Annotated in this window: 14 protein-coding genes; 5 read left to right on the top strand and 9 right to left on the bottom strand. The window is 64.8% G+C overall.

Going from position 1 to position 20,174, the window contains the following annotated elements; genetic code table 11:
- The first annotated feature begins 5 nt into the window (after positions 1-5).
- The 3 genes from kdpC (at position 6) to kdpE (ending at position 4,233) form a co-directional block, all read left to right on the top strand.
- Positions 6-581 carry a potassium-transporting ATPase subunit KdpC gene (gene kdpC, locus MOV80_RS00500; RefSeq protein ID WP_043591748.1) on the top strand — a complete coding sequence of 192 codons (576 nt, stop codon included), beginning with the start codon at positions 6-8 and terminating at the stop codon, positions 579-581.
- A 234-nt stretch (positions 582-815) separates the two neighbouring features.
- Complete coding sequence (locus MOV80_RS00495) at positions 816-3,518, top strand: sensor histidine kinase KdpD (RefSeq protein ID WP_118266792.1); 2,703 nt, start codon at positions 816-818, stop codon at positions 3,516-3,518.
- Between the two features lie 19 nt (positions 3,519-3,537).
- Positions 3,538-4,233 carry a two-component system response regulator KdpE gene (gene kdpE, locus MOV80_RS00490; protein WP_019103750.1) on the top strand — a complete coding sequence of 232 codons (696 nt, stop codon included), beginning with the start codon at positions 3,538-3,540 and terminating at the stop codon, positions 4,231-4,233.
- 172 nt (positions 4,234-4,405) lie between these two features.
- Here kdpE and MOV80_RS00485 read toward each other — a convergent pair whose 3' ends face one another.
- The 9 genes from MOV80_RS00485 to MOV80_RS00445 form a co-directional block, all read right to left on the bottom strand.
- Positions 4,406-5,074 carry a response regulator gene (locus MOV80_RS00485; protein WP_019102868.1) on the bottom strand — a complete coding sequence of 223 codons (669 nt, stop codon included), beginning with the start codon at positions 5,072-5,074 and terminating at the stop codon, positions 4,406-4,408.
- A 70-nt stretch (positions 5,075-5,144) separates the two neighbouring features.
- Positions 5,145-7,079: a type IV pili methyl-accepting chemotaxis transducer N-terminal domain-containing protein gene (locus MOV80_RS00480; protein ID WP_019102867.1), complete on the bottom strand. Its 1,935-nt coding sequence runs from the start codon at positions 7,077-7,079 to the stop codon at positions 5,145-5,147.
- A gap of 10 nt (positions 7,080-7,089) precedes the next feature.
- Positions 7,090-8,064, bottom strand: coding sequence for a GTP 3',8-cyclase MoaA (gene moaA, locus MOV80_RS00475; protein WP_043593722.1), 975 nt, complete (start codon positions 8,062-8,064; stop codon positions 7,090-7,092).
- A 377-nt stretch (positions 8,065-8,441) separates the two neighbouring features.
- On the bottom strand, positions 8,442-10,421 hold the full coding sequence (locus MOV80_RS00470) for a methyl-accepting chemotaxis protein (protein WP_249604754.1): 1,980 nt from the start codon (positions 10,419-10,421) through the stop codon (positions 8,442-8,444).
- Positions 10,422-10,554: 133 nt separating this feature from the next.
- Entirely contained in the window at positions 10,555-10,881 is a 327-nt protein-coding gene (locus MOV80_RS00465) for a glycine zipper domain-containing protein (RefSeq protein WP_043593726.1), read from the bottom strand.
- Between the two features lie 204 nt (positions 10,882-11,085).
- Positions 11,086-11,772: a respiratory nitrate reductase subunit gamma gene (gene narI / locus MOV80_RS00460; protein ID WP_019102299.1), complete on the bottom strand. Its 687-nt coding sequence runs from the start codon at positions 11,770-11,772 to the stop codon at positions 11,086-11,088.
- A 22-nt stretch (positions 11,773-11,794) separates the two neighbouring features.
- The gene (narJ, locus tag MOV80_RS00455) at positions 11,795-12,436 is read right to left on the bottom strand and encodes a nitrate reductase molybdenum cofactor assembly chaperone (protein ID WP_118266788.1); all 642 of its coding nucleotides are present in this window, start codon (positions 12,434-12,436) and stop codon (positions 11,795-11,797) included.
- A gap of 11 nt (positions 12,437-12,447) precedes the next feature.
- Entirely contained in the window at positions 12,448-13,998 is a 1,551-nt protein-coding gene (gene narH / locus MOV80_RS00450; protein ID WP_249604753.1) for a nitrate reductase subunit beta, read from the bottom strand.
- A complete protein-coding gene (locus tag MOV80_RS00445) occupies positions 13,995-17,696 on the bottom strand; it encodes a nitrate reductase subunit alpha (protein ID WP_249604752.1) in 3,702 nt (1,233 codons plus the stop codon). The genes narH and MOV80_RS00445 overlap by 4 nt, the downstream gene beginning before the upstream one ends.
- 308 nt (positions 17,697-18,004) lie before the next feature.
- Between MOV80_RS00445 and zigA the strand changes: the two genes are divergently transcribed.
- Positions 18,005-19,243: a zinc metallochaperone GTPase ZigA gene (gene zigA, locus MOV80_RS00440; protein ID WP_191186386.1), complete on the top strand. Its 1,239-nt coding sequence runs from the start codon at positions 18,005-18,007 to the stop codon at positions 19,241-19,243.
- Entirely contained in the window at positions 19,240-20,124 is an 885-nt protein-coding gene (folE2, locus tag MOV80_RS00435) for a GTP cyclohydrolase FolE2 (protein WP_249604751.1), read from the top strand. Before zigA ends, folE2 begins: the two co-directional genes overlap by 4 nt.
- Positions 20,125-20,174: the final 50 nt, after the last annotated feature.

The following is a 20,174-nucleotide window of genomic DNA, read 5'->3' as shown; positions in this document are numbered from 1 at the left end:
ACCAAATGAAACTGTTACGTCCCCTGCTGGTGGTGTTTGGCGGCCTGACCCTGATCACCGGCCTCGCCTACCCGCTGCTCACCACCGGAGCGGCCCAGGCGCTGTTTCCGTTCCAGGCCAATGGCAGCCTGATCGAGCGCGACGGCAAGATCGTCGGCTCGCGGCTGATAGGCCAGAACTTCAGCGGCCCGCAATATTTCTGGGGCCGTCCATCCGCCACCGGTCCAATGCCGTACAATGCCGGCGGGTCCAGCGGCTCTAACCTAGGCCCTACCAACCCGGCGCAGCTGGACGCGGTGAAAGCCAATGTGGCGCGCATCCGCGCCGCCCACCCGGCGCAAAGCGGCCCGGTGCCGGTGGACCTGGTCACCGCTTCGGCCAGCGGCCTGGATCCGGAAATTTCCGCCGCCGCGGCTTTCTACCAGTTGGAACGCGTCGCCGCCGCCCGCAAGATGGAGCCGGCCGCGCTGCGCAAGCTGGTGGAAAGCCGGGTGATAGGCGAAACCTTCGGCTTGCTTGGCGAGCCGCGCGTCAATGTGCTGGAATTGAATCTGGCGCTGGACCAGGCCGCCAAAGCCTGATCGCCCTTCGGCGCCGGGGGCGCAGCGGGGCTTGCTCCGCCTCGTCCCCGGCGCCGATGAATGAATAAGAACGTGTTTACGATCTAGCGGGCTAGAGCGAGACAAGGCGTTGCGGCTGAGAAAGCGGAATGCGCAAGTGGCACGTGAGCATTTCCAGGACGATTTCAACGCCCTTTTCCATCCATCCTGCCGACGCGCGGCAGATCGTAAACAGGCGCTAAACAAAGCTCGCATATGACCGATTCCCGTCCCGATCCGGACGCCCTGCTCGATGAGCTCAAACGCGAAGAACTAGACGCCCAGCGCGGCCGGCTGAAGATTTTCTTCGGCGCCTGCGCCGGCGTCGGCAAGACTTACGCCATGCTGGCGGCGGCCCGCGCCAAGCGCCAGGACGGCGCGGCGGTGCTGGTGGGCGTGGTGGAAACCCACGGCCGCAAGGAAACGCAGGAACAACTGGCCGATCTGGAAGTCCTGCCGCCAAGACAGATCGCTTATAAAGGCCACGAACTGGCTGAATTCGATCTGGACGCGGCGCTGGAACGCCGGCCCCAGCTGATCCTGATGGACGAGTTCGCCCACTCCAACGCGCCCGGCTCTCGCCACCCCAAACGCTGGCAGGATGTGGAAGAACTGCTGGCCGCCGGCATCGACGTTTACACCACCCTCAATGTCCAGCACCTGGAAAGCTTGAACGACGTGGTCGGCCAGATCACCGGCATCGTGGTGCGCGAAACCCTGCCCGACCATGTGTTCGACCGCGCCGACGAAGTGGCGCTGGTGGACCTGCCGCCAGACGAGTTGCTGGGCCGCCTGGCCGCCGGCAAGGTCTATCTGCCTCAGCAAGCCGAACGCGCGGTGAAGAACTTCTTCCGCAAGGGCAATTTGCTGGCGCTGCGCGAACTGGCGCTGCGCCGCACCGCCGACCGCGTGGACGCCCAGATGCGCGCCTACCGCGCCGACCAGGCCATCAACCCGGTGTGGCATGCACGCGAGCGGCTGCTGGTCTGCGTCGGCTCCAGCGCCGGCATCGACAAGCTGATCCGCAGCGCCAAGCGCCTGGCCGCCAGCCTGGACGCGGACTGGATCGCCGTCTACGTGGAAACGCCCCAGCAGCGCAAACTGTCCGAGGATCAGCGCGCCCGCGTGCTCAAGGGCCTGAAGCTGGCGCAGGAGCTGGGCGCGGAGACCACGGTGCTGGGCGGCAGCGAGTTGGCGCCCACGCTGCTGGCCTATGCCCGCAGCCGCAACGTGTCCAAGCTGGTGCTGGGCAAATCCGCGCGCGGCGGCTGGTCGCGGCTGTGGCGCCGCCCGTTGGCCGACGAACTGAGCCGCCGTTCCAGCGACGTCGATCTCTTCGTGGTGGCCCATGAGCAGGAAGACGCCTCCGCCAACGCCGCCGCCAAAACCGGCGGCAGCCTGTTGTTCGAAGATCAGGACAGCCCGCGCTCGCGCTTCGGCTACCTCGCCGCCTTCGTCGCCTGCCTGCTGACCACCGCGCTGGCCGGCCTGCTGATTCCGCACGTGGCGCTGGCCAACGACATCATGATCTACCTGCTGGTGGTGGTGCTGGTGTCGGTGCGCTACGGCCGTGGTCCCGGCATGCTGGCCTCGCTGCTGTCGGTGGCCTCCTTTGATTTCTTCTTCGTGCCGCCGCATATGTCGTTCGCGGTGTCGGACACCCAATATCTGATGACCTTCGTGGTGATGTTGCTGGTGGCCTCCATCATCAGCCAGCTCACCGCCCGGCTGCGCTTCGAAGCCAATATCTCCACTTATCGCGAACGCCGCACCCGCGCGCTGTACGACCTGGGGCGCGAACTGGCCGGCGCGCTGACCGCCGCGCAGATTGTCGATACCGCCGTCAGCCGGCTGGAACCGCTGTTCGCCGCCAAGGTCAGCCTGTTCCTGCCCAATAGCGGGGACGAGCTGCGCTCGGCCGGCGAGGGCCGCGGCGATGCCGATATCGGCGTCGCGCAATGGGTTTACGACCATCAGCAGCCGGCTGGCCTGGGCACCAACACCCTGCCCGCCAACGCCGCGCTTTATGTGCCGCTGCGCGCGCCCATGCGCAACCGCGGCGTGATCGCGCTCCTGCCGGAAGTCACCGACCAGGCCTTCCTGCCGGAGCAGCAAAGGCTGCTGGAAACCTGCGCCGCCCAGATCGCGCTGGCGCTGGAACGCGTGCATTACGTGGAGGTGGCGCAGGACGCCATCGTGGCCATGGAGTCCGAGCGGCTGCGCAACAGCGTGCTGTCGGTGGTGTCTCACGATCTGCGCACACCGCTGACCACCATGGCCGGGCTGTCCGAGCGGCTGTGCTCGTCCAATATGGACGACGGCCAGCGCGCCGAGATCGCCGCCGCCATCCAGGACGAGGCGCTGCGCATGAACAAGCTGGTGACCAACCTCCTGGACATGGCGCGACTGCAATCCGGCGTCAAACTCAACAAAGAATGGCAGATGCTGGACGAGGTGGTGGGCAGCGCGCTGCGCGCCGCCGAACGCGGCCTGCGCGGCCGGGAGCTGACGCTGGAGCTGGCGCCGGACCTCCCTGTGCTGGAGTACGACGCCGTGCTGCTGGAGCGGGTGCTGGTCAACCTGCTGGAAAACGCCGGCAAATACACCCCGCCCGGCAGCCACATCACACTGGCGGCGCGGCGCGAGGGCGCGGAGGTGGTGGTGTCGGTCAGCGACGACGGCCCCGGCCTGCCGCCCAATATGGAAGAACGCGCCTTCGACAAATTCTCGCGCGGCGCGGCGGAATCCAGCACCCCCGGCGTGGGGCTGGGTCTGGCGATCTGCCGCTCCATCGTGGAAATCCACGGCGGCCGCATCAGCGCGCGCAACCGCTCGCCTCACGGCGCGGAATTCCGCTTCAGCCTGCCGGCAGGACAAGCGCCGGCGCTGCCGGAAGAACGCCCCGAACCGCGAGCCTAAACCTGAGCGAAACCCTATCATGCAAGACGCACCGATCAGCATCGTCGTCATCGAAGACGAAAAACCGATCCGCCGCTTTCTGAGCGCGGCGCTGGAAGAGGAAGGCCTGACCGTCCACGAGGCGGAAACCGGCAAGCAGGGCCTGATCGAAGTGGCCACCCGCAAGCCGGACCTGGTGATACTGGACCTGGGCCTGCCGGACATGAACGGCCAGGACACCATCAAGCAACTGCGGGAATGGACCGACCTGCCCATCCTGGTGCTGTCGGCGCGCACCCAGGAAACCGAGAAAGTAGCCGCGCTGGACGCAGGCGCCGACGACTACCTGACCAAGCCCTTCGGCGTGGCCGAATGCCTGGCGCGCGTCCGCGTGCTGCTGCGCCGCCGCACCCACGGCAGCGCCGCCGCGCAGCAGGTGTTTCAGTTCGGCGACATCAAGGTGGACTTGGTCAACCGTCTGGTGGCCAAGGCGGAGACGGCGGTGCACCTGACGCCGATAGAATACCGGCTGCTGTCCACCTTGATACGCAGCGCCGGCAAGGTGATCACCCATCGCGAGCTCTTGCTGGCGGTATGGGGGCCGTCGTTCTCGGAGCACAACCAGTATCTGCGCGTCTATATGGGGCATTTGCGCCAAAAGCTGGAAGACAATCCGGCGATGCCGCGCCACATCCTCACCGAGACCGGAGTCGGCTATCGGCTGGTGGAGGGTTGAGCAGGCCGCCGCTTAGAGCGGCTAACAAAAATCAGTTTTACGGCTGAGGCAAGGCGCGCCGACGCAGGCAGTACTTGAGTACGGCAAGTCGGCGCAACTCAGCATCAGGAATTTTGTTAGCCGCTCTTAGAAGCTGTTCATGCTCCAGTGAGCCAGGGGAATGTGCAGCCGCTCAAGCGCTGCGCCCCACCCCGTTCTCCACCGCGAACACCGCCGCCTGCACCCGGCTGCTGAGGCTGAGCTTCTTCAGGATGTTCTGCACATGGATCTTGACCGTGCTCTCCGCCAGGTCAAGGCTGCGCGCGATTTCCTTATTGCTCTTGCCCTGAGCCAGAAAGCCGAGGATTTCGCGTTCGCGCGGGGTCAGCCGGTCCAGTTCCTGCTCCGCCGGTTCCACCGGCGCCGCCGCGCCGTGGCGGAACTGGGCCATCAACTTGGCGGTCATCGAGTCGCTCATTACCGATTCCCCGGCGGCGGCGCGCGCCACCGCCTGGGTCAGAAAGTCCGCGTCGATGTTTTTCAATAGATAGCCGCGCGCGCCGGCCTTCAGCGCCGCGGTCAGGTCGTCGGCCTCCTCGGACACCGTCAGCATCACCACCGCCCGCTTGGGCTGGTCCTGCAGCATCAAGGTCAAGGCCTCCACGCCGGAGATGCCGGGCATGTTCAGGTCCAGCAGCACCACGTCCGGGTCCAGCTGCTTGGCCAGCTTGACACCCTCGGCGCCGTCCGCCGCCTCGCCGACAACGTCGAAGCCGGCTTGTCGCGCCAGCAAGGCCTTGATTCCACTGCGGAACAAGGTGTGATCGTCCACCAGTAGAATGCGTATGCTCTGTTCTGACATCATCGAATCCAGGGGTTTTTAAATTCAGATATGGACAGTATGAGAGCTGTCTAGCCGTCGCGCCAGTGGCTCAAGCGGCCATGCGCCGCGCACGCGGCAGCAGCAGGCTGACCAGGGTGCCCGCCTCCGGGGTGGATTCAATGTCCAGTTGCAAGCCGGCGCGTTGCGCGCGTTCCTGCATGATGGACAGGCCGAAATGGCCGTCGCCCTTGTTCCGCACCGTATCCAGATCGAAGCCGACGCCATTGTCCAGCACGCTTAGCACGAAGACCTCGCCGTCGTCGCTGAGGCTGACCGTAACCTGGCTGGCCTCGGCGTGCTTGCGCACATTGGACAAGGCCTCTTGCAGGATGAACAGGATTTGCAGCTGCTGCTCCGGCATCAGCGGCGCACCGGCCCCGGTGGAGCGCAGTTCCACCCGCAAGCCAGTCTGCTTGCGGAATTTGTCCAGCAAGCTGCTTACCGCCTGACTCAGGCTCTCCGACAGCTTGGAGCGGAAATTATTGAGCAGTTCGCGCACATCATCGTAGCTTTCCTTGACCCCGGCCTCGAACAAGGCCAGCGTGTCGTCCACCAGCCCCGGATCCCCGCTGTCCAGCGCCTGCCGCATGATCTGGGTTTGCAAGTTCAGGAAAGACAGACCTTGCGCGATGCTATCGTGCAGGCCCTGGGCCACCAGGTTGCGCTCTTCCAACACAGCCAGTTCGCGCTCCTTGGCCGCCAGCCTCAGGTTTTCGATCGCCACCGCCAAATGCTGACCCAACATCTCCAGTTGCCGCACTTGTTGCGGCAGCAGAATACGCGCCTGGCGAAAATGCAAATTGAAAATGCCCAGCGTGCGGTTCTGCGTCGCCACCGGAAAGGCGCTGACTACGCGGAAGCCTTCACGGCTGCATTGCTTGTCCGGCAGGCCGCGCATGTTCTCCACCCGGCTCTCGGCCTTGGCGGCGGCTTCTCCGCACAAGCAGTCGCCCACTTTCAAGCAGTGTTCGTCGCGCAGCAGTCCCTCCGGCAAGCCGTCGTCGGCCACCACGAACACCATGCCCTGGCCGTAGTCGGTCAAACGCACAGCGCCACCGTCGGCGTCGAAAGCGCGCATCACCCGGGCCAGAAAACCCTTGCACAGCGCTTCCAGCGGCTGGGATTGATTGCAGAAGGAGGTGATTTCGTACAGCAGCGCCAGCTCCTGGTTTTTCTGCTGCAGGCTGGCGGTCTTGCCGCGCACCCGCTCTTCCAGAGTGGCGTGGGATTCGGACAAACAGGCCGCCATCAGATTGAAGCCGGTGCTGACCTGGCCGAACTCGTCGTCGGTTTCCACCGGCACCCGCACGCTGTAATCGCCTGCAGCCAACTGGCGTATGCCCTGGTGCAACTTGTCCAGCGGCCTCAGCACGATCAGCAGCATCAGATAGATCAGCGCGACGGTGCCCACCACCGCCATGCTGGCGAGCAAGAGCTGCAACAGGCGAAGGTAGTCTGTATTGCGGGCGTTGTAGGCTTCCATGCCGCTGACGAAGGTGTTGATGTCCTCCACGTAGAGCGCCACGCGCTCGGCGAAGCGGGCGGCCTCCGCCGCGTTGTCGCCGGGCCGCGTCAGCGCGTTCAGCAGCACCGGTTTCAGTTGCTCGCGCCACTGCCTTTCCACCTGACTAAGCGCCTGCTGAATGTCGGCCTGGCGGGGCACCAGCAGCGGGCGCGCGGGGTCGCCGCGGCGCAGCCGCTGCAAGATGGCTTCGTAATTGAGCATGTCGCGACGCAAGGCGTCGGCGCGCGCGCCGTCCTGGCCGCTGAGCTGCAAGTCCAGCGCCAGCCGAGTGACGCGCATGCGCAGGCTGCCGGCGTCGTTGATCGCCGCCGCGCCGCCCTCTTGCTGCCAGGACAGCCACAGCGTGGCGCCGATGGAACCCAGCGCCACCAACAGAAACACCGCCAGCACGCCGATGATCTTGGCGCTGAGCCGCTGCCCCAGCGGGCCACCCAGCACCGGGGACACGTTCAGCCGCATCGCCGTTGTCCTAGCCACCGGTCATCGACATGAAGCGCACCAGCTTTTGCGGCTTCTCGCTAAATTCATGACGCTCCGGCTTCAGCTCTATCGCGGTACGGATTGCAGCTTCCAGTTCGGCATCGGAGATACCGGCGCGCAGCAAGGGGCGCAGTTCGAAACTTTCCTCCTGGCCCAGGCACATGTACAAGGTGCCGTCCACAGACAGCCGCACCCGGTTGCAGGTGGCGCAGAAGTGTTGGGATATCGGGGTGATCAGGCCCAGCGAGAAACCGCCGTCCCGGGTTTTCCAGTAGCGGGCCGGACCGCCGCCCAGGGTGGCGGCCTGTTCGACCAGATCGAATTCGGTTTGCAACTGGCGCAGCACCGGCTGCAAGTCCAGATAACTGGCGGCGCGGCCGGTGTCGCCCATCGGCATGGCTTCAATCAGCCGCAGCACGAAGCCATGCTGGATACAGAAGGCGACCATGGCGCCGATGTCGGCGTCGTTGACGTCCTTCATCGCCACCATATTGATCTTGATTGGGGAAAAACCGGCGTCCTTGGCCGCCATCAAGCCTTCCATCACCCGCGGCAGGCTGTCGCTGCCGGTGATGTCGTGCACGCAGTCGCGGCGCAGCGAGTCCAGGCTGACGTTGACGCGGCTCACCCCCGCGGCGCGCAGCGCCTGAGCGTGGCGCGCCAGCTGAGTGGCGTTGCTGGTCAGCGACAGATCGTCGAGGCCGGGCAGCGCGGACAGGCGCGCCGCCAGCTCCGGCAGATTGCGGCGCAGCAGCGGTTCGCCGCCGGTCAGCCGCAGCCGCCGGGTGCCGAGCCGCGCGAACGCCGCCACCACCCGTTCGATTTCGTCGAAGGTCAGCCAGTTGGCTGGCTCCTCGAAGCCTTTGAAGCCTTTGGGCAGGCAGTAATTGCAGCGCAGGTCGCAACGGTCGGTCACGGACAGACGCAGATATTCGATGGAGCGCCCGAAGCGGTCGGTAAGCATGAGTTCCTCCATGGCAGCCAATGATACCGCTTAGTCGCAACCAAGTGGCCCGGCTGTCGCCGCCAATCTGATATTTCCTGATTCAATTTTACTAGCTAGACCGAAAATTCGCAGTCCAACCAAAGCACGCAGGCCCCTAGTCACTTCTAACTAGGGGCCAGTCGGCTGAATTGAAACCTGAAGAGCGGCTTGCGCGGCAGCGTCGAAGCGCAGCGGACCGTAAACCGGTTCTCAGAGCCTGTTCAAAATCTCGCGAGCAAGAGCGAGACAAGGCGAAAACAGCAGAGAAAGCGGAATGTACAAGTGGTACATGAGCATTTCGAAGCGGTACTCACCGTGCGGCGTCTCACGCAGCGCAGCAGATTATGATCAGGCTCTCAGGCGTGCTTGAACTTGTCCACCAACTCCACCAGCTCGCTGGCCGAAGCGTTGAGCCGGTCGGACAAATCCGCCACCTCCTGCACCAGGCCGGAGTTCTCCTCCGCCAGCGAGGCGATCACGCTGATATTGTTGGCCACCTCGCCGCTGGCCGCGGTCTGCTGCGCCATCGCCGCCGCGGTGCCCTGGCTCTTGGCCGCCGCTTCGCTGGCTTCCTGGTGAATTTCGTCCAGATCGTTGACGGTCTGGCCCACCAGCTCCAGGCCCGACTCCATGCGCTGACGCGCCTCCTGCATATGGTGAGCGGCGGTCTGGGTCTCGCCGCGGATGTCTTCGATCAAAGAGGTGATGTCCAGCGTCTCCTTGCCGGTACGTTCGGCCAGCTTGCGTACCTCGTCCGCCACCACCGCGAAGCCACGGCCCATCTCGCCGGCGCGCGCCGCCTCGATCGCCGCATTCAAGGCCAAGAGATTGGTCTGGTCGGCGATCTCGCGGATGGCGGTGATGATGGAGCGGATGTCCTCGGACTTCTGCTGCAAGGACTCTATCCGGCCGCCGGCGTCGTCCAACACCGTCGAGGTCTGGTTCATCGCCTGGGTGGTGCTTCGCATGCGTTCGCGGCCGTCGCTGACGCTGCTCTGCATCTGCTGCGCCACGTTCAACGACAGCCGGGTATTGGCGCTGACCGACTCGATGCCAGCGCTCATCTCCTCCACCGCCGCGGCGATGCCGGCGGCCGACTGGCTCTGGGTTTCCGAAGCCTTGGCGGCGCGGTGGGAAATCGCCAGCATTGCGTGCGCCGCCTCCACCAGGCTGTGGGCGTTGTGATTGACTTGGTTCAGGGTTCGGGCGAAGGCCTCCACCAAGTGGTCGAAAGCCTTGCCCATGCGCGCGATTTCATCATGGCCGCGGATATCGGCGCGCGGCCTCAGATCAAAATCCCGGCTCATCGAGGTCATCAGCAGCTCCAGTCTTTGCACCGGCGCATGAATGCCGCGGTAGATGGAAAAGCCCAGGCCGCCCAAGGCCAGAATCACCAAAGCGGAACCGCCCAGCGTCACCCACAGATCGACGCGAGCCTGGGATACTTTGGACGCTACCTGACCTGCCAGATCGGACAACAATTTGTCCTGCAGCGTTTTCAGCGCGCCGATGCGCTGGGTCGCCGCCTGAAACCACGCCGCCGGCGCCACGCCGACCGGCTGGCCCAGAGCTTGGCCCAATAGCTTATCCCGCAGTGTCTGCAGGGCCTTGGCCTCCTCGCCGCCCTCCACCGCGTCCACCTGGGTGCGCAGCGCTTCGTCCGCCATCAGCCTCAGCTGTCCGGCGCAGGCGTCCTGCTTGGCCTTGAGGCCCACCGCCTGGGCAAAGCTTTTCTGGTCGAAAACGCCGCCGTTGAGCACGCCGTTGACATAGCCGCGCTCTCGGCCGGCGAACTCCTTCTCGCACTGCAGGCTGAGCAAGGCCGCGGTGCTGCGCAGCAGATCGCCGTCGCTATTGGCCTGCGTCAGCTTGGCTATCAAGCCGATCAAGGCATCGATGCGGATGGAATAAGAAGCAAAGGCCTCCAACGCCGGCATTGCGCGTTTCTCCACATCGGCACGCAACCGGGACAGGCTGTCCAACTGGCTGCTCACGGCGGACAGATCGCCTGCCAAGCTGCTGGCGGCGTGGTTGGCCGCCTCGTCGCGGAAGGCGGCCAGGTCCTTGTCGCTGGCCAAACGCGCCTGTTGCAAGGGCGGCGGCAGGCCGGCGGCCTGACCGCTGAGAAAGCCGTTGCTCAGGCCGCGTTCAGTCTGCAAATCATGGATCAACTGGCTGGAACGCGCCGCCACCTGGATCAGGCGATCCGAGCGTTGCAATTCCGACAGGGTCTGGAAACGATCGACGGCCAGCACCGAGGCGAGGCCAATCAGCGCGGCGGAAAAAGGCAGCAGCAGCAATAGCAGCTTGCTGGCGAGGGATAGCCTGGACAGCATGGCGGGCTCCGATCTCTATCGACTGTTTCTCTTGATTTTCCATGACAATGGAAACCAACACCCATCAATATAGATCAAGCCCGGCCCATGCTGAATACGGCGATGTGACTAATGACTATGGTCGACGGGACACTCAGCAACGGCCTTTCTTGGCCTGTCCCGGCGGGCAGAAATAGCCTTTGTCGTGGTGGTGACGATGACGGTGCTTGCGGTAACGACGACCGTCGTCGTCGCGGCGTTCCGACGCCGCCGGCTTGCCGTAGTCGTGGCCGATGGCCGCGCCGGACGCGCCGCCCACCGCGCCGCCGATGATGGCGCCGTTGCGGCCGCCCACCGCCTCGCCCACCGCCGCGCCGGCCGCGCCGCCCAGCGCGCCGCCGACGATGGTGGAGGTGTCCGCCATGGCGGTGGAGGCCAGGCCGGCCAGGCTCAGCGATAAGATGACAAGTGCGCGTTTCATGCGGCTAACTCCTGAATTTAAACGGATGGCCCAGCTTAACCGTTTGGTTGACAGCCGGCTGTTTCGAATTGTTAGGAATTGTTCGCTCTTGTTATCGCTTCACAACTTATCGAGTTTATATGTAGCCGGACGGCATGAAAAACAGCGGGGCATCCAAGGATGCCCCGCCGCGACCTCATGCTGAATCTAGGCAAACCAGCCGGATCAACCCCGCGGCCGCACCAGCTGCCAGGCCCGGCCCAGATACGTCACTGCGCCGAAGCCGCTCCACACGTGCACCAGACGGGTGAACGGGAAGATCACGAACAAGCTCATGCCCATGAACAAGTGCGCCTTGAACACCGGCGAGGCGTCGACAATGAAGAAGGCCGCGTCGCCGCGCAAGGTGACGATGTGCTGAGCCCAGCTCATCAGCAACACCATCTCGTGGCCGTCCAGGTGCTGCGCCGACACCGCGATGGTGCTGAGACCCAACAACAAGGTGGCCAGAATCCACAGCAACACCAGCTTGTCGCGCCAGGTGGTGTTGGCCGCCAGCCTGTCGCAGGTGAAGCGGCGGTGCAGCAGAATCAGAATGCCAATCAGGCACAGGCCGCCCATGATGCCGCCGGCCGTCATCGCGAACACTTGCTTGAAGCTGTGGCTGACGCCCAGCGCGTCCCACACCGCCACCGGGGTCAGCAGCCCCACCAAATGGCCGAAGAACAGGCCGATGATGCCGAGATGGAACAGGATGTTGCCCAGCCGCAACTGGCCGCGATACAGCAGCTGCGAGGATTCGCTCTTCCAGCTGTATTGCTCGCGGTCAAAGCGGATCAGGCTGCCCAGCAGGAACACCGCCAGCGCGATGTAGGGGTAGATGCCGAATACGAATTGGTGCAGATAGTTCATGTTGCTCTCCTGGCAGCGGGATTCAGCCCTGCGGCCGCTGCGGGTAAAAATTCACCGGGGCGATGGCCGGCCGCGCCGGCTTCAGCAGCGGCTCCACGCCGTCGGCGCCGGGGCCGAAGGTCTCCAGCATCTCGTCCATGTCGCGCACCGGCGGCACGGTCAGCGCCTCCGGCGTCACCGGCGACAGCAGCACCAGGCCCTGCAGCACGCCGGCGTAGTGGGAGTGACTGTCGGCCAGCTTGCCGGCCACGTGGGCGATCACGTGCACCGCGTCGGAGAGCAGCCGGGCTGCCTCCTCCGGCTGACACTGCGCCAGAAACTCCAGGAACAGCGGCAGGTAGTCCGGCAGCTCGTTGCCCGCCGGCTCGAAGCCCTGGGCCTGGTATTCGGCCAGCAGGTCCACCATGGCCTGACCGCGGGCGCGGTCCTCGCCGTGGATGTGCTCGAACAGATGCAGCGAATGGCTGGGGTTGCGGTCGAAGGTCTGCACATAGCGTTCTTGCAGGGTGATCAGATCCTCGCCTTCCAAGGACAGCAGCAGCGGCTCCAGCAGCCGGGCGATGCGCGGCTCCGCCGCGACTTCGACGCGGATGTCGTCCGCCGCCGCGACCAGGTCCGGCTCCGGGTAGCACAGCAGGGCGGATAAGGCTTGATAGATGCGCATGGCGTTCTCCCTCACTGACCGGAATTGGACTTGCGGTCGCGCCGCATGTCGTGGAACACAATGGGGGTGGCTTTCTTCTTGCCGAACAAGCTGGCGTCGGACTCGCCGCCGGAGCAGCCGTTGCCGAAGGTGAAGCCGCAGGACGCCTTGTCCTCGAAAGTGTTTTCCACCAGTTCCTTGTGGCTGGACGGAATCACGAAGCGGTCTTCGTAATTGGCGATGGCCATCACCTGGTACATTTCCTCCACCTGGGCCGGATTCAAATGGGTGCCCTTGAGGGTGGCGGCGTCGGACACCTTCTCCACGCTCTTCTTGCGCATATAGCGCCGCATCGCCACCATGGTTTCCAGCGCTTTCACCACCGGCTCTTCCTTGCCTGCCGTCAGCAGATTGGCCAGGTACTGGATGGGGATGCGCAGATCCTTGACGTCCGGGATGATGCCGTTCTCGCCGATCAGACCGTTTTCCATCGCGGACTGGATGGGCGACAACGGCGGGATGTACCACACCATCGGCAGGGTCCGGTATTCCGGGTGCAGCGGGAAAGCCACTTTCCACTCCATCGCCATCTTGTAAACCGGGGAGCGCTGCGCGGCGTCCAGCCAGCTTTGCGGAATGCCCTGCTTCTGCGCCTCGGCGATCACTTCCGGCGCGTTCGGGTCCAGGAACACGCCCAGCTGCGCCTCGTACAGGCTCTTCGGGTCTTCCACCGCGGCGGCTTCGTCTATCTTGTCGGCGTCGTACAAGAGCACGCCCAGATAGCGGATGCGGCCGACGCAGGTTTCCGAGCACACCGTCGGCTGGCCGCCCTCGATGCGCGGGTAGCAGAAGGTGCACTTCTCAGCCTTGCCGGAGGTCCAGTTGTAATAGATCTTCTTGTACGGGCAGCCGGACACGCACATGCGCCAGCCGCGGCATTTGTCCTGATCGATCAGCACGATGCCGTCGTCTTCGCGCTTATAGATGGAACCGGACGGACAGGACGCGACGCAGGCCGGGTTCAGACAGTGCTCGCACAGCCGCGGCAGATACATCATGAAGGTGTTCTCGAAGGCCGAGTACATTTCCTTCTGGATGCCTTCGAACAGAGCGTCCTTGCTGCGCTTGGCGAATTCGCCGCCCAGGTCGTCCTCCCAGTTCGGGCCCCATTCGATCTTGTCCATCTTCTTGCCGGTCAGCACCGACACCGGCCGCGCAGTGGGCGGGGTCTGCATTTCCGGCGCGTTCTGCAGGTGTTCGTAGTCGTAGGTGAACGGCTCGTAGTAATCGTCTATCCCCGGCATATTGGGGTTGGCGAAGATATTGCCCAGGATTTTCAGCCGGCCGCCCTGACGCGGCTCCAGCTTGCCGTTGGGCTGGCGCACCCAGCCGCCCTTCCACTTTTCCTGGTTTTCCCATTCCTTGGGGTAGCCGATGCCGGGCTTGGTTTCCACGTTGTTGAACCAGGCGTATTCAATGCCGTCGCGGCTGGTCCAGACGTTCTTGCAGGTGACCGAACAAGTGTGGCAGCCAATGCACTTGTCCAGATTCAACACCATGCCGATTTGAGCGCGGATTTTCATTGTTGCTCTCCTGCCGGACTATCCATCCAGTCCACTGTGTTCATCTTGCGCACCACCACGAATTCGTCGCGGTTGGCGCCCACGGTGCCGTAGTAGTTGAAGCCCCAGGACAGCTGCGCGTAGCCGCCTATCATGTGGGTGGGCTTGGTCACCGCGCGGGTTACCGAGTTGTGGATGCCACCGCGCTTGCCGGACACTTCCGCGCCTGGCACGTTCACGATCTTCTCCTGGGCGTGGTACATCAGCGTCATGCCCTGCGGCACCCGCTGCGACACCACGGCGCGGGCGGTCAGCGTGCCGTTGACGTTGAACACCTCGATCCAGTCGTTGTCCACGATGCCGGCCTTCTTGGCGTCGTCCTCGGACAGCCATACGTGCGGGCCGCCGCGGCTCAGCGTCAGCATGCGCAGGTTGTCGGAATACGTGCTGTGGATGCCCCATTTCTGGTGCGGGGTCAGGAAGTTCAGCACCAGTTCGTGGTTGCCGTTGCCGTGCTTGCCCAGCACCGCCTGGGTGGTTTTCAGGTCCACCGCCGGCTTGTACACGCACAGGCCTTCGCCGAAGGCGCGCATCCACTGGTGATCCTGGTAGAACTGCTGGCGGCCGGTGATGGTTCTCCAGGGAATCAGCTCGTGCACATTGGTGTAGCCGGCGTTGTAGCTGACTTCTTCGCTTTCCAGGCCGGACCAGGTGGGCGAGGAAATGATCTTGCGCGGCTGCGCCTGCACGTCGCGGAAGCGGATGCTGTCGTGCTCGCGCGGCTTGGCCAGGTGGGTGTGGTCGCGGCCGGTGATCTTGGACAAAGCGTCCCAGGCCTTTACCGCCACATGGCCGTTGGTTTCCGGCGCCAGGGTCAGAATCATCTCGGCGGCGTCGATCGCGGTTTCCAGCTTGGGCTGGCCCTTGCCGGCGCCTTGGCTGGCCACCTGATTCAGGCCGCGCAGGATGTCCACTTCATGGCCGGTTTTCCAGCTGATGCCCTTGCCGCCGTTGCCGGCTTTTTCCAGCAAGGGACCAATGGTGGTGAACTTGTCGTAGATCGCGCCGTAGTCGCGCTCCACCACCGTCATCTTGGGCATGGTCTTGCCCGGCATCGGCTCGCACTCGCCTTTTTTCCAGTCCTTGGGATCGAAAGGCTGGCCCAGTTCTTCCGGGGTATCGTGCATCAGCGGGGTCAGCACCAGATCCTTCTGCACGCCCAGGTAGTCCTTGCCCAGCTCGGACAGCTTCTTGGCGAAACCCTTGTAGATTTCCCAGTCGGTGCGGGACTGCCACAGCGGCTGCACCGCTTCGGACAGCGGGTGGATGAAGGGGTGCATGTCCGAGGTGTTGAGGTCGTCCTTCTCGTACCAGGTGGCGGTGGGCAGCACCACGTCGCCGTACAAGCAGGTGGTGGACATGCGGAAGTCCAGCACCACCAGCAGGTCCAGCTTGCCTTCCGCCGCCGGGCGCACGGTGATCTCGGTGGGCTTGATGCAATCGTCTTCCGAGTTCAGCACCGCGTTCTGGGTGCCCAGCAGGTATTTGAGGAAGTATTCGTGGCCCTTGCCGGAGCTGCCCAGGATGTTGGAACGCCACACGAACATATTGCGCGGGAAGTTCTGCGGGTTGTCCGGGTCGTTGCAGGCCAGGTCCAGCTTGCCGGACTTGAGGCCGTCCACCACGTAGGCGGCGGCGTCCTGGCCGGCGGCGTCCGCAGCGCGGGTCACGTCCAGCGGGTTGGCGGACAGCTGCGGCGCGGACGGCAGCCAGCCCATGCGTTCGGCCTTGGCGTTGTAATCGATCAGCGCCATTCCGGCCATGCGGCCGTCGGCGGTGGGCGCAAGGATTTCGCCCACGCCCAGTTTTTCATGCCGCCACTGGCTAGTGTGCGCGTAGAAGAAGCTGGTGCCGTTCATCTGCCGCGCCGGGCGGTTCCAGTCGCCGGCGAAGGCCAGCGGAGCCCAACCGGTTTGCGGGCGCAGTTTTTCCTGGCCCACGTAGTGGCACCAGCCGCCGCCGGACTGGCCGATGCAGCCGCACAGCATCAACATATTGATGATGCCGCGGTAGGTCATGTCCATGTGGTACCAGTGGTTCAGCGCCGCGCCGACGATGACCATGGATTTGCCCTGGGTCTGGTCCGCGTTCTGCGCGAACTCGCGCGCCACCTGGATCACCAGCTCCGGCTTCACGCCGGTGTGCTTTTGCTGCCAGGCCGGGGTGTAGGGCACGTCGTCCATGTAGTCGACGGCGACATTGCCGCCGCCCAGGCCGCGGTCTATGCCGTAGTTGGCCGCCATCAGGTCGAACACCGTGGCCACCAGGGTTTCGCTGCCGTCGGCCAGGCGAATGCGCTTGGCCGGCACATTGCGGGTCAGCAGTTCATCGTGCTCCGCGCCGAAGTAAGGGAAGCCCACGCCCACCACCGCGTCGCTTTCCTTGATCAGCGACAGTTTGGCGGACACCTCCCGGCCGTTGCCGCCGTCCTTCTGTTCCAGGTTCCACTTGCCGGCCTTGCCCTCGGCCTGGCCCCAGCGGAAGCCAATGGAACCGTTGGGCGCGACGATGTCGCCGCTGACCTCGTCGATCAGCAGGGTTTTCCAATCCGGGTTGTTGTCTTCGCCCAGGCTGCCCTCCAGATGGGAGGCGCGCAGGAAGTAGTCCGGAATGCAGCGCTCGCCGTCTTGCTTCAGCGCCACCAGCATCGGCATGTCGGTGTAGCGGCGGATGTAGTCGGTGAAGTAGCCAGACGGATTATCAAGGTGGAATTCCTTGAAGATCACATGGCCCATCGCCATTGCCATCGCGGCGTCGGTGCCCTGCTTGGGCGCCATCCAGATGTCGCCGAACTTGGCCATTTCGCCAAAGTCGCTGGACACCGCCACCGTCTTGGTGCCCTTGTAGCGCACCTCGGTGTAAAAGTGGGCGTCCGGGGTGCGGGTCATCGGCACATTGGAGCCCCACACCATCAGATAGGTGGAGTTGTACCAGTCCGCGGACTCGGCCACGTCGGTCTGCTCGCCCCAGGTCTGCGGGCTGGCCGGCGGCAAATCGCAGTACCAGTCGTAGAAGGACAGCGGCACCCCGCCGATCAGGCTGAGGTAGCGGCTGCCGGCGGCATAGGACACCATGGACATCGCCGGGATCGGCGAGAAGCCCACCACCCGGTCCGGACCGTATTTCTTGATGGTGAAGGCGTTGGCGGCGGCCACGATCTCGTTGGCCTCGTCCCAACTGGCGCGCACGAAACCGCCCTGGCCGCGCTTGGACTTGTACTGCTTGGCCAGTTCCGGCGTCTGGCTGATCTTTTCCCACGCCTCCACCGGGCTCAGAGTCTGGCGCGCTTCGCGCCACAGTTTGGCCAGACGGCCTCGGATCATCGGATATTTGACGCGCTGGGCGGAGTAGACGTACCAGCTGTAGGATGCGCCGCGCGGGCAACCGCGCGGTTCGTGATTGGGCAGGTCCGGCCGGGTGCGCGGGTAATCGGTCTGCTGGGTTTCCCAGGTGATCAGGCCGTTCTTCACATACACCTTCCAGCTACAGGAACCGGTGCAGTTCACGCCGTGAGTGGAACGCACCACCTTGTCGTGCTGCCAGCGCTGGCGGTAGGCGTTTTCCCAACCGCGATCCTCGTTGACGACGGCGCCATGACCATTGGCAAAGGTGGAGCGGATCTTGCCCAGTAAATTCAAACGGTCGAGAAAGTGACTCATCTTGCCTCCAAATATCGGGGTCCGCGCCGCGCGGGCCGGCGGCTCCAGCCACCGGGGGAAACGGACCTTTTCACTTGATTGCAAGCTTAGAACCTAGCGACAAGCATCGACATTCGCCGAAGGTCGACGCCGGGCGGCGCATTGGCACTAGTCGCGGTTAGTACTTTGGCGAGAAGAACTAGCCAGAAAGAACTAGTGGCGATATTCGACCCTTGCCGTCGAAAAATAAAATGTTATAACATAACAAAAACAACGACAGCCCAGCGCTCTCGCCATCCGCATCGCCATCACTCAATCGGACCCATGCCATGACGCCCACGCCCTCTTCCGCCTCGCTAGACCCCAGACTGCCTGTCACCGTGCTGTCCGGCTTCCTCGGCGCCGGCAAGACCACCTTGCTCAACCACATCCTCAACAACCGCGAAGGCCGCCGCGTGGCGGTGATCGTCAACGATATGAGCGAGGTCAATATCGACGCCGCCCTGGTGCGCGAAGGCGGCGCCGCGCTGTCCCGCACCGAGGAAAAACTGGTGGAAATGAGCAATGGCTGCATCTGCTGCACCCTGCGCGAAGACCTGCTGCTGGAAGTGTCGCGGCTGGCGCGCGAAGGCCGCTTCGACCAGTTGGTGATCGAATCCACCGGCATCGCCGAACCGCTGCCGGTGGCGGAAACCTTCACCTTCGCCGACGAGCAGGGCCGCAGCCTGGCCGACTCCGCGCGGCTGGACACCATGGTCACCGTGGTGGACGCCTGTCACTTCCTGCGCGACTACGCCTCGCGCGACCATCTGCGGCAGCGCGGCGAATCGCTGGGCGAGGCCGACGAACGCACGGTGGCGGATCTGTTGATTGAACAAGTGGAGTTCTGCGACGTGATCGTGCTCAACAAGACCGATCTGATCAACGCCGCGGACCAGGAGCGGCTGGCCGGCATTCTGCGTCAGCTCAACCCGCGCGCCCGCATCGTCGAAGCCCGCTTCGGCCAGGTGCCGCTGGACGCGGTGCTCAACACCGGCCTGTTCGACTTCGACGCCGCCGCCGACGCGCCCGGCTGGCTCAGCGAGCTGCGCGGCGAGCACACGCCGGAAACCGAGGAATACGGCATCGCCAGCTTCGTCTACCGCGCGCGCCGCCCCTTCCACCCGCAGCGCTTCTTCGAGCTGGCACAGCGGGAATGGCCGGGCGTGCTGCGCTCCAAAGGCTATTTCTGGCTGGCCAGCCGCCCGGCCCACGCCCAGCTGTGGTCGCAGGCCGGCGCGGTGTGCCGCCACGAGCTGGCCGGCCAATGGTGGGCCGCCACCCCGCGCGAATACTGGCCGCAGGACGAAGACAGCCTGCGCCAGATCGAAAGCCACTGGCGGGACGGCATCGGCGACGCGCGCCAGGAGCTGGTGCTGATCGGCATCGCCATGAACGAAGCCGAACTGCGCCGGCAATTGGACGACTGCCTGCTGGACGAGGCCGAAATGGCCGCCGGTCCCGCCGCCTGGGCGCTGCTGCCGGACCCATTCCCGCCTCTGGAAAGCGCCGCCGAGGACCCCGCATGAACGCCCCGCTGCCCGATATCGCGCGCAGCGGCGGCGCCGCCGCGCTCTTGCCCTTGAACTGGGTGGGCATGGACGGCATCGCACTGCCGCTGCGGCTGGCGGACGCCGCCCACGGCTGCGTCGCCGCCCGCGCCAGCGTGCAAGTCAATCTGCCCCGGCCGGCGATCAAGGGCATACACATGTCCCGGCTCTACCGGCTGCTGCAGCCCCACGCCGACGCCGCGCCGCTGAGCCCGGCCGCCCTCAGCCGGCTGCTGCAAGAGATGGAGGACAGCCACGCCGACTGCGGCAGCAACGCCGCCCGCGCCGAATTCCGCTTCGAACTCTTGTGCCAGCGCCCGGCGCTGGTCACGCCGGGCCTGTCCGGCTGGAAAGCCTACCCGGCGGCGCTGGGCGCCGAACTCGATGGCGACGGCTGCCGACTGTGGGCCGAGGTGGAAATCGCCTACTCCTCCACCTGCCCCTGCTCCGCCGCGCTGGCGCGCCGGCTGATCGCCGACGCCTTCCGCCAACAGGACGGCGCGGCCACGCCGGACGCGGTTTACGACTGGCTGCTGGAACACGCCACCCTGGCCACCCCGCACAGCCAGCGCAGCCAGGCGCGCTTGCGTTTCGATATCGCCGCCGACGCCGCCGGCTGGGACCTGGCGGCGCGCATAGACCTGGCCGAGCAAGCGCTGGCCACCCCGGTGCAAACCGCGGTCAAGCGCGCCGACGAACAAGCCTTCGCCGCCCTCAACGGCGCCAATCTGATGTATGTGGAAGACGCCGCGCGCCGGCTGCAAGCGGCGCTGGCCGGCCACGGCCTGAGCCGGGTCGACGTCCGCCATCAGGAAAGCCTGCACCCGCACGACGCGGTGGCGGCTAGCCGACTCTCATAACTTATCCACGATCTCGCGAGCAAGAGCGAGACAAGGCGAGAACAGCTGAG

Source organism: Chromobacterium sp. IRSSSOUMB001, assembly GCF_023507765.1.
Taxonomy (GTDB): domain Bacteria; phylum Pseudomonadota; class Gammaproteobacteria; order Burkholderiales; family Chromobacteriaceae; genus Chromobacterium; species Chromobacterium haemolyticum.
The sequence above is the reverse complement of the archived record's forward strand: the minus strand, read 5'-3'. Positions and strand labels throughout refer to the sequence as shown.

Bases quoted from the DNA above. Each gene is read 5' to 3' on its own strand.
- MOV80_RS00465 (WP_043593726.1), bottom strand. From the start codon at position 10,881: ATGAAACGCGCACTTGTCATCTTATCGCTGAGCCTGGCCGGCCTGGCC.
- narH (WP_249604753.1), bottom strand. From the start codon at position 13,998: ATGAAAATCCGCGCTCAAATCGGCATGGTGTTGAATCTGGACAAGTGC.
- MOV80_RS00480 (WP_019102867.1), bottom strand. From the start codon at position 7,079: ATGCGGCTGAACGTGTCCCCGGTGCTGGGTGGCCCGCTGGGGCAGCGG.
- MOV80_RS00445 (WP_249604752.1), bottom strand. From the start codon at position 17,696: ATGAGTCACTTTCTCGACCGTTTGAATTTACTGGGCAAGATCCGCTCC.
- MOV80_RS00470 (WP_249604754.1), bottom strand. From the start codon at position 10,421: ATGCTGTCCAGGCTATCCCTCGCCAGCAAGCTGCTATTGCTGCTGCTG.
- moaA (WP_043593722.1), bottom strand. From the start codon at position 8,064: ATGCTTACCGACCGCTTCGGGCGCTCCATCGAATATCTGCGTCTGTCC.
- kdpC (WP_043591748.1), top strand. From the start codon at position 6: ATGAAACTGTTACGTCCCCTGCTGGTGGTGTTTGGCGGCCTGACCCTG.
- zigA (WP_191186386.1), top strand. From the start codon at position 18,005: ATGACGCCCACGCCCTCTTCCGCCTCGCTAGACCCCAGACTGCCTGTC.
- MOV80_RS00485 (WP_019102868.1), bottom strand. From the start codon at position 5,074: ATGTCAGAACAGAGCATACGCATTCTACTGGTGGACGATCACACCTTG.
- folE2 (WP_249604751.1), top strand. From the start codon at position 19,240: ATGAACGCCCCGCTGCCCGATATCGCGCGCAGCGGCGGCGCCGCCGCG.
- MOV80_RS00495 (WP_118266792.1), top strand. From the start codon at position 816: ATGACCGATTCCCGTCCCGATCCGGACGCCCTGCTCGATGAGCTCAAA.
- kdpE (WP_019103750.1), top strand. From the start codon at position 3,538: ATGCAAGACGCACCGATCAGCATCGTCGTCATCGAAGACGAAAAACCG.
- narJ (WP_118266788.1), bottom strand. From the start codon at position 12,436: ATGCGCATCTATCAAGCCTTATCCGCCCTGCTGTGCTACCCGGAGCCG.
- narI (WP_019102299.1), bottom strand. From the start codon at position 11,772: ATGAACTATCTGCACCAATTCGTATTCGGCATCTACCCCTACATCGCG.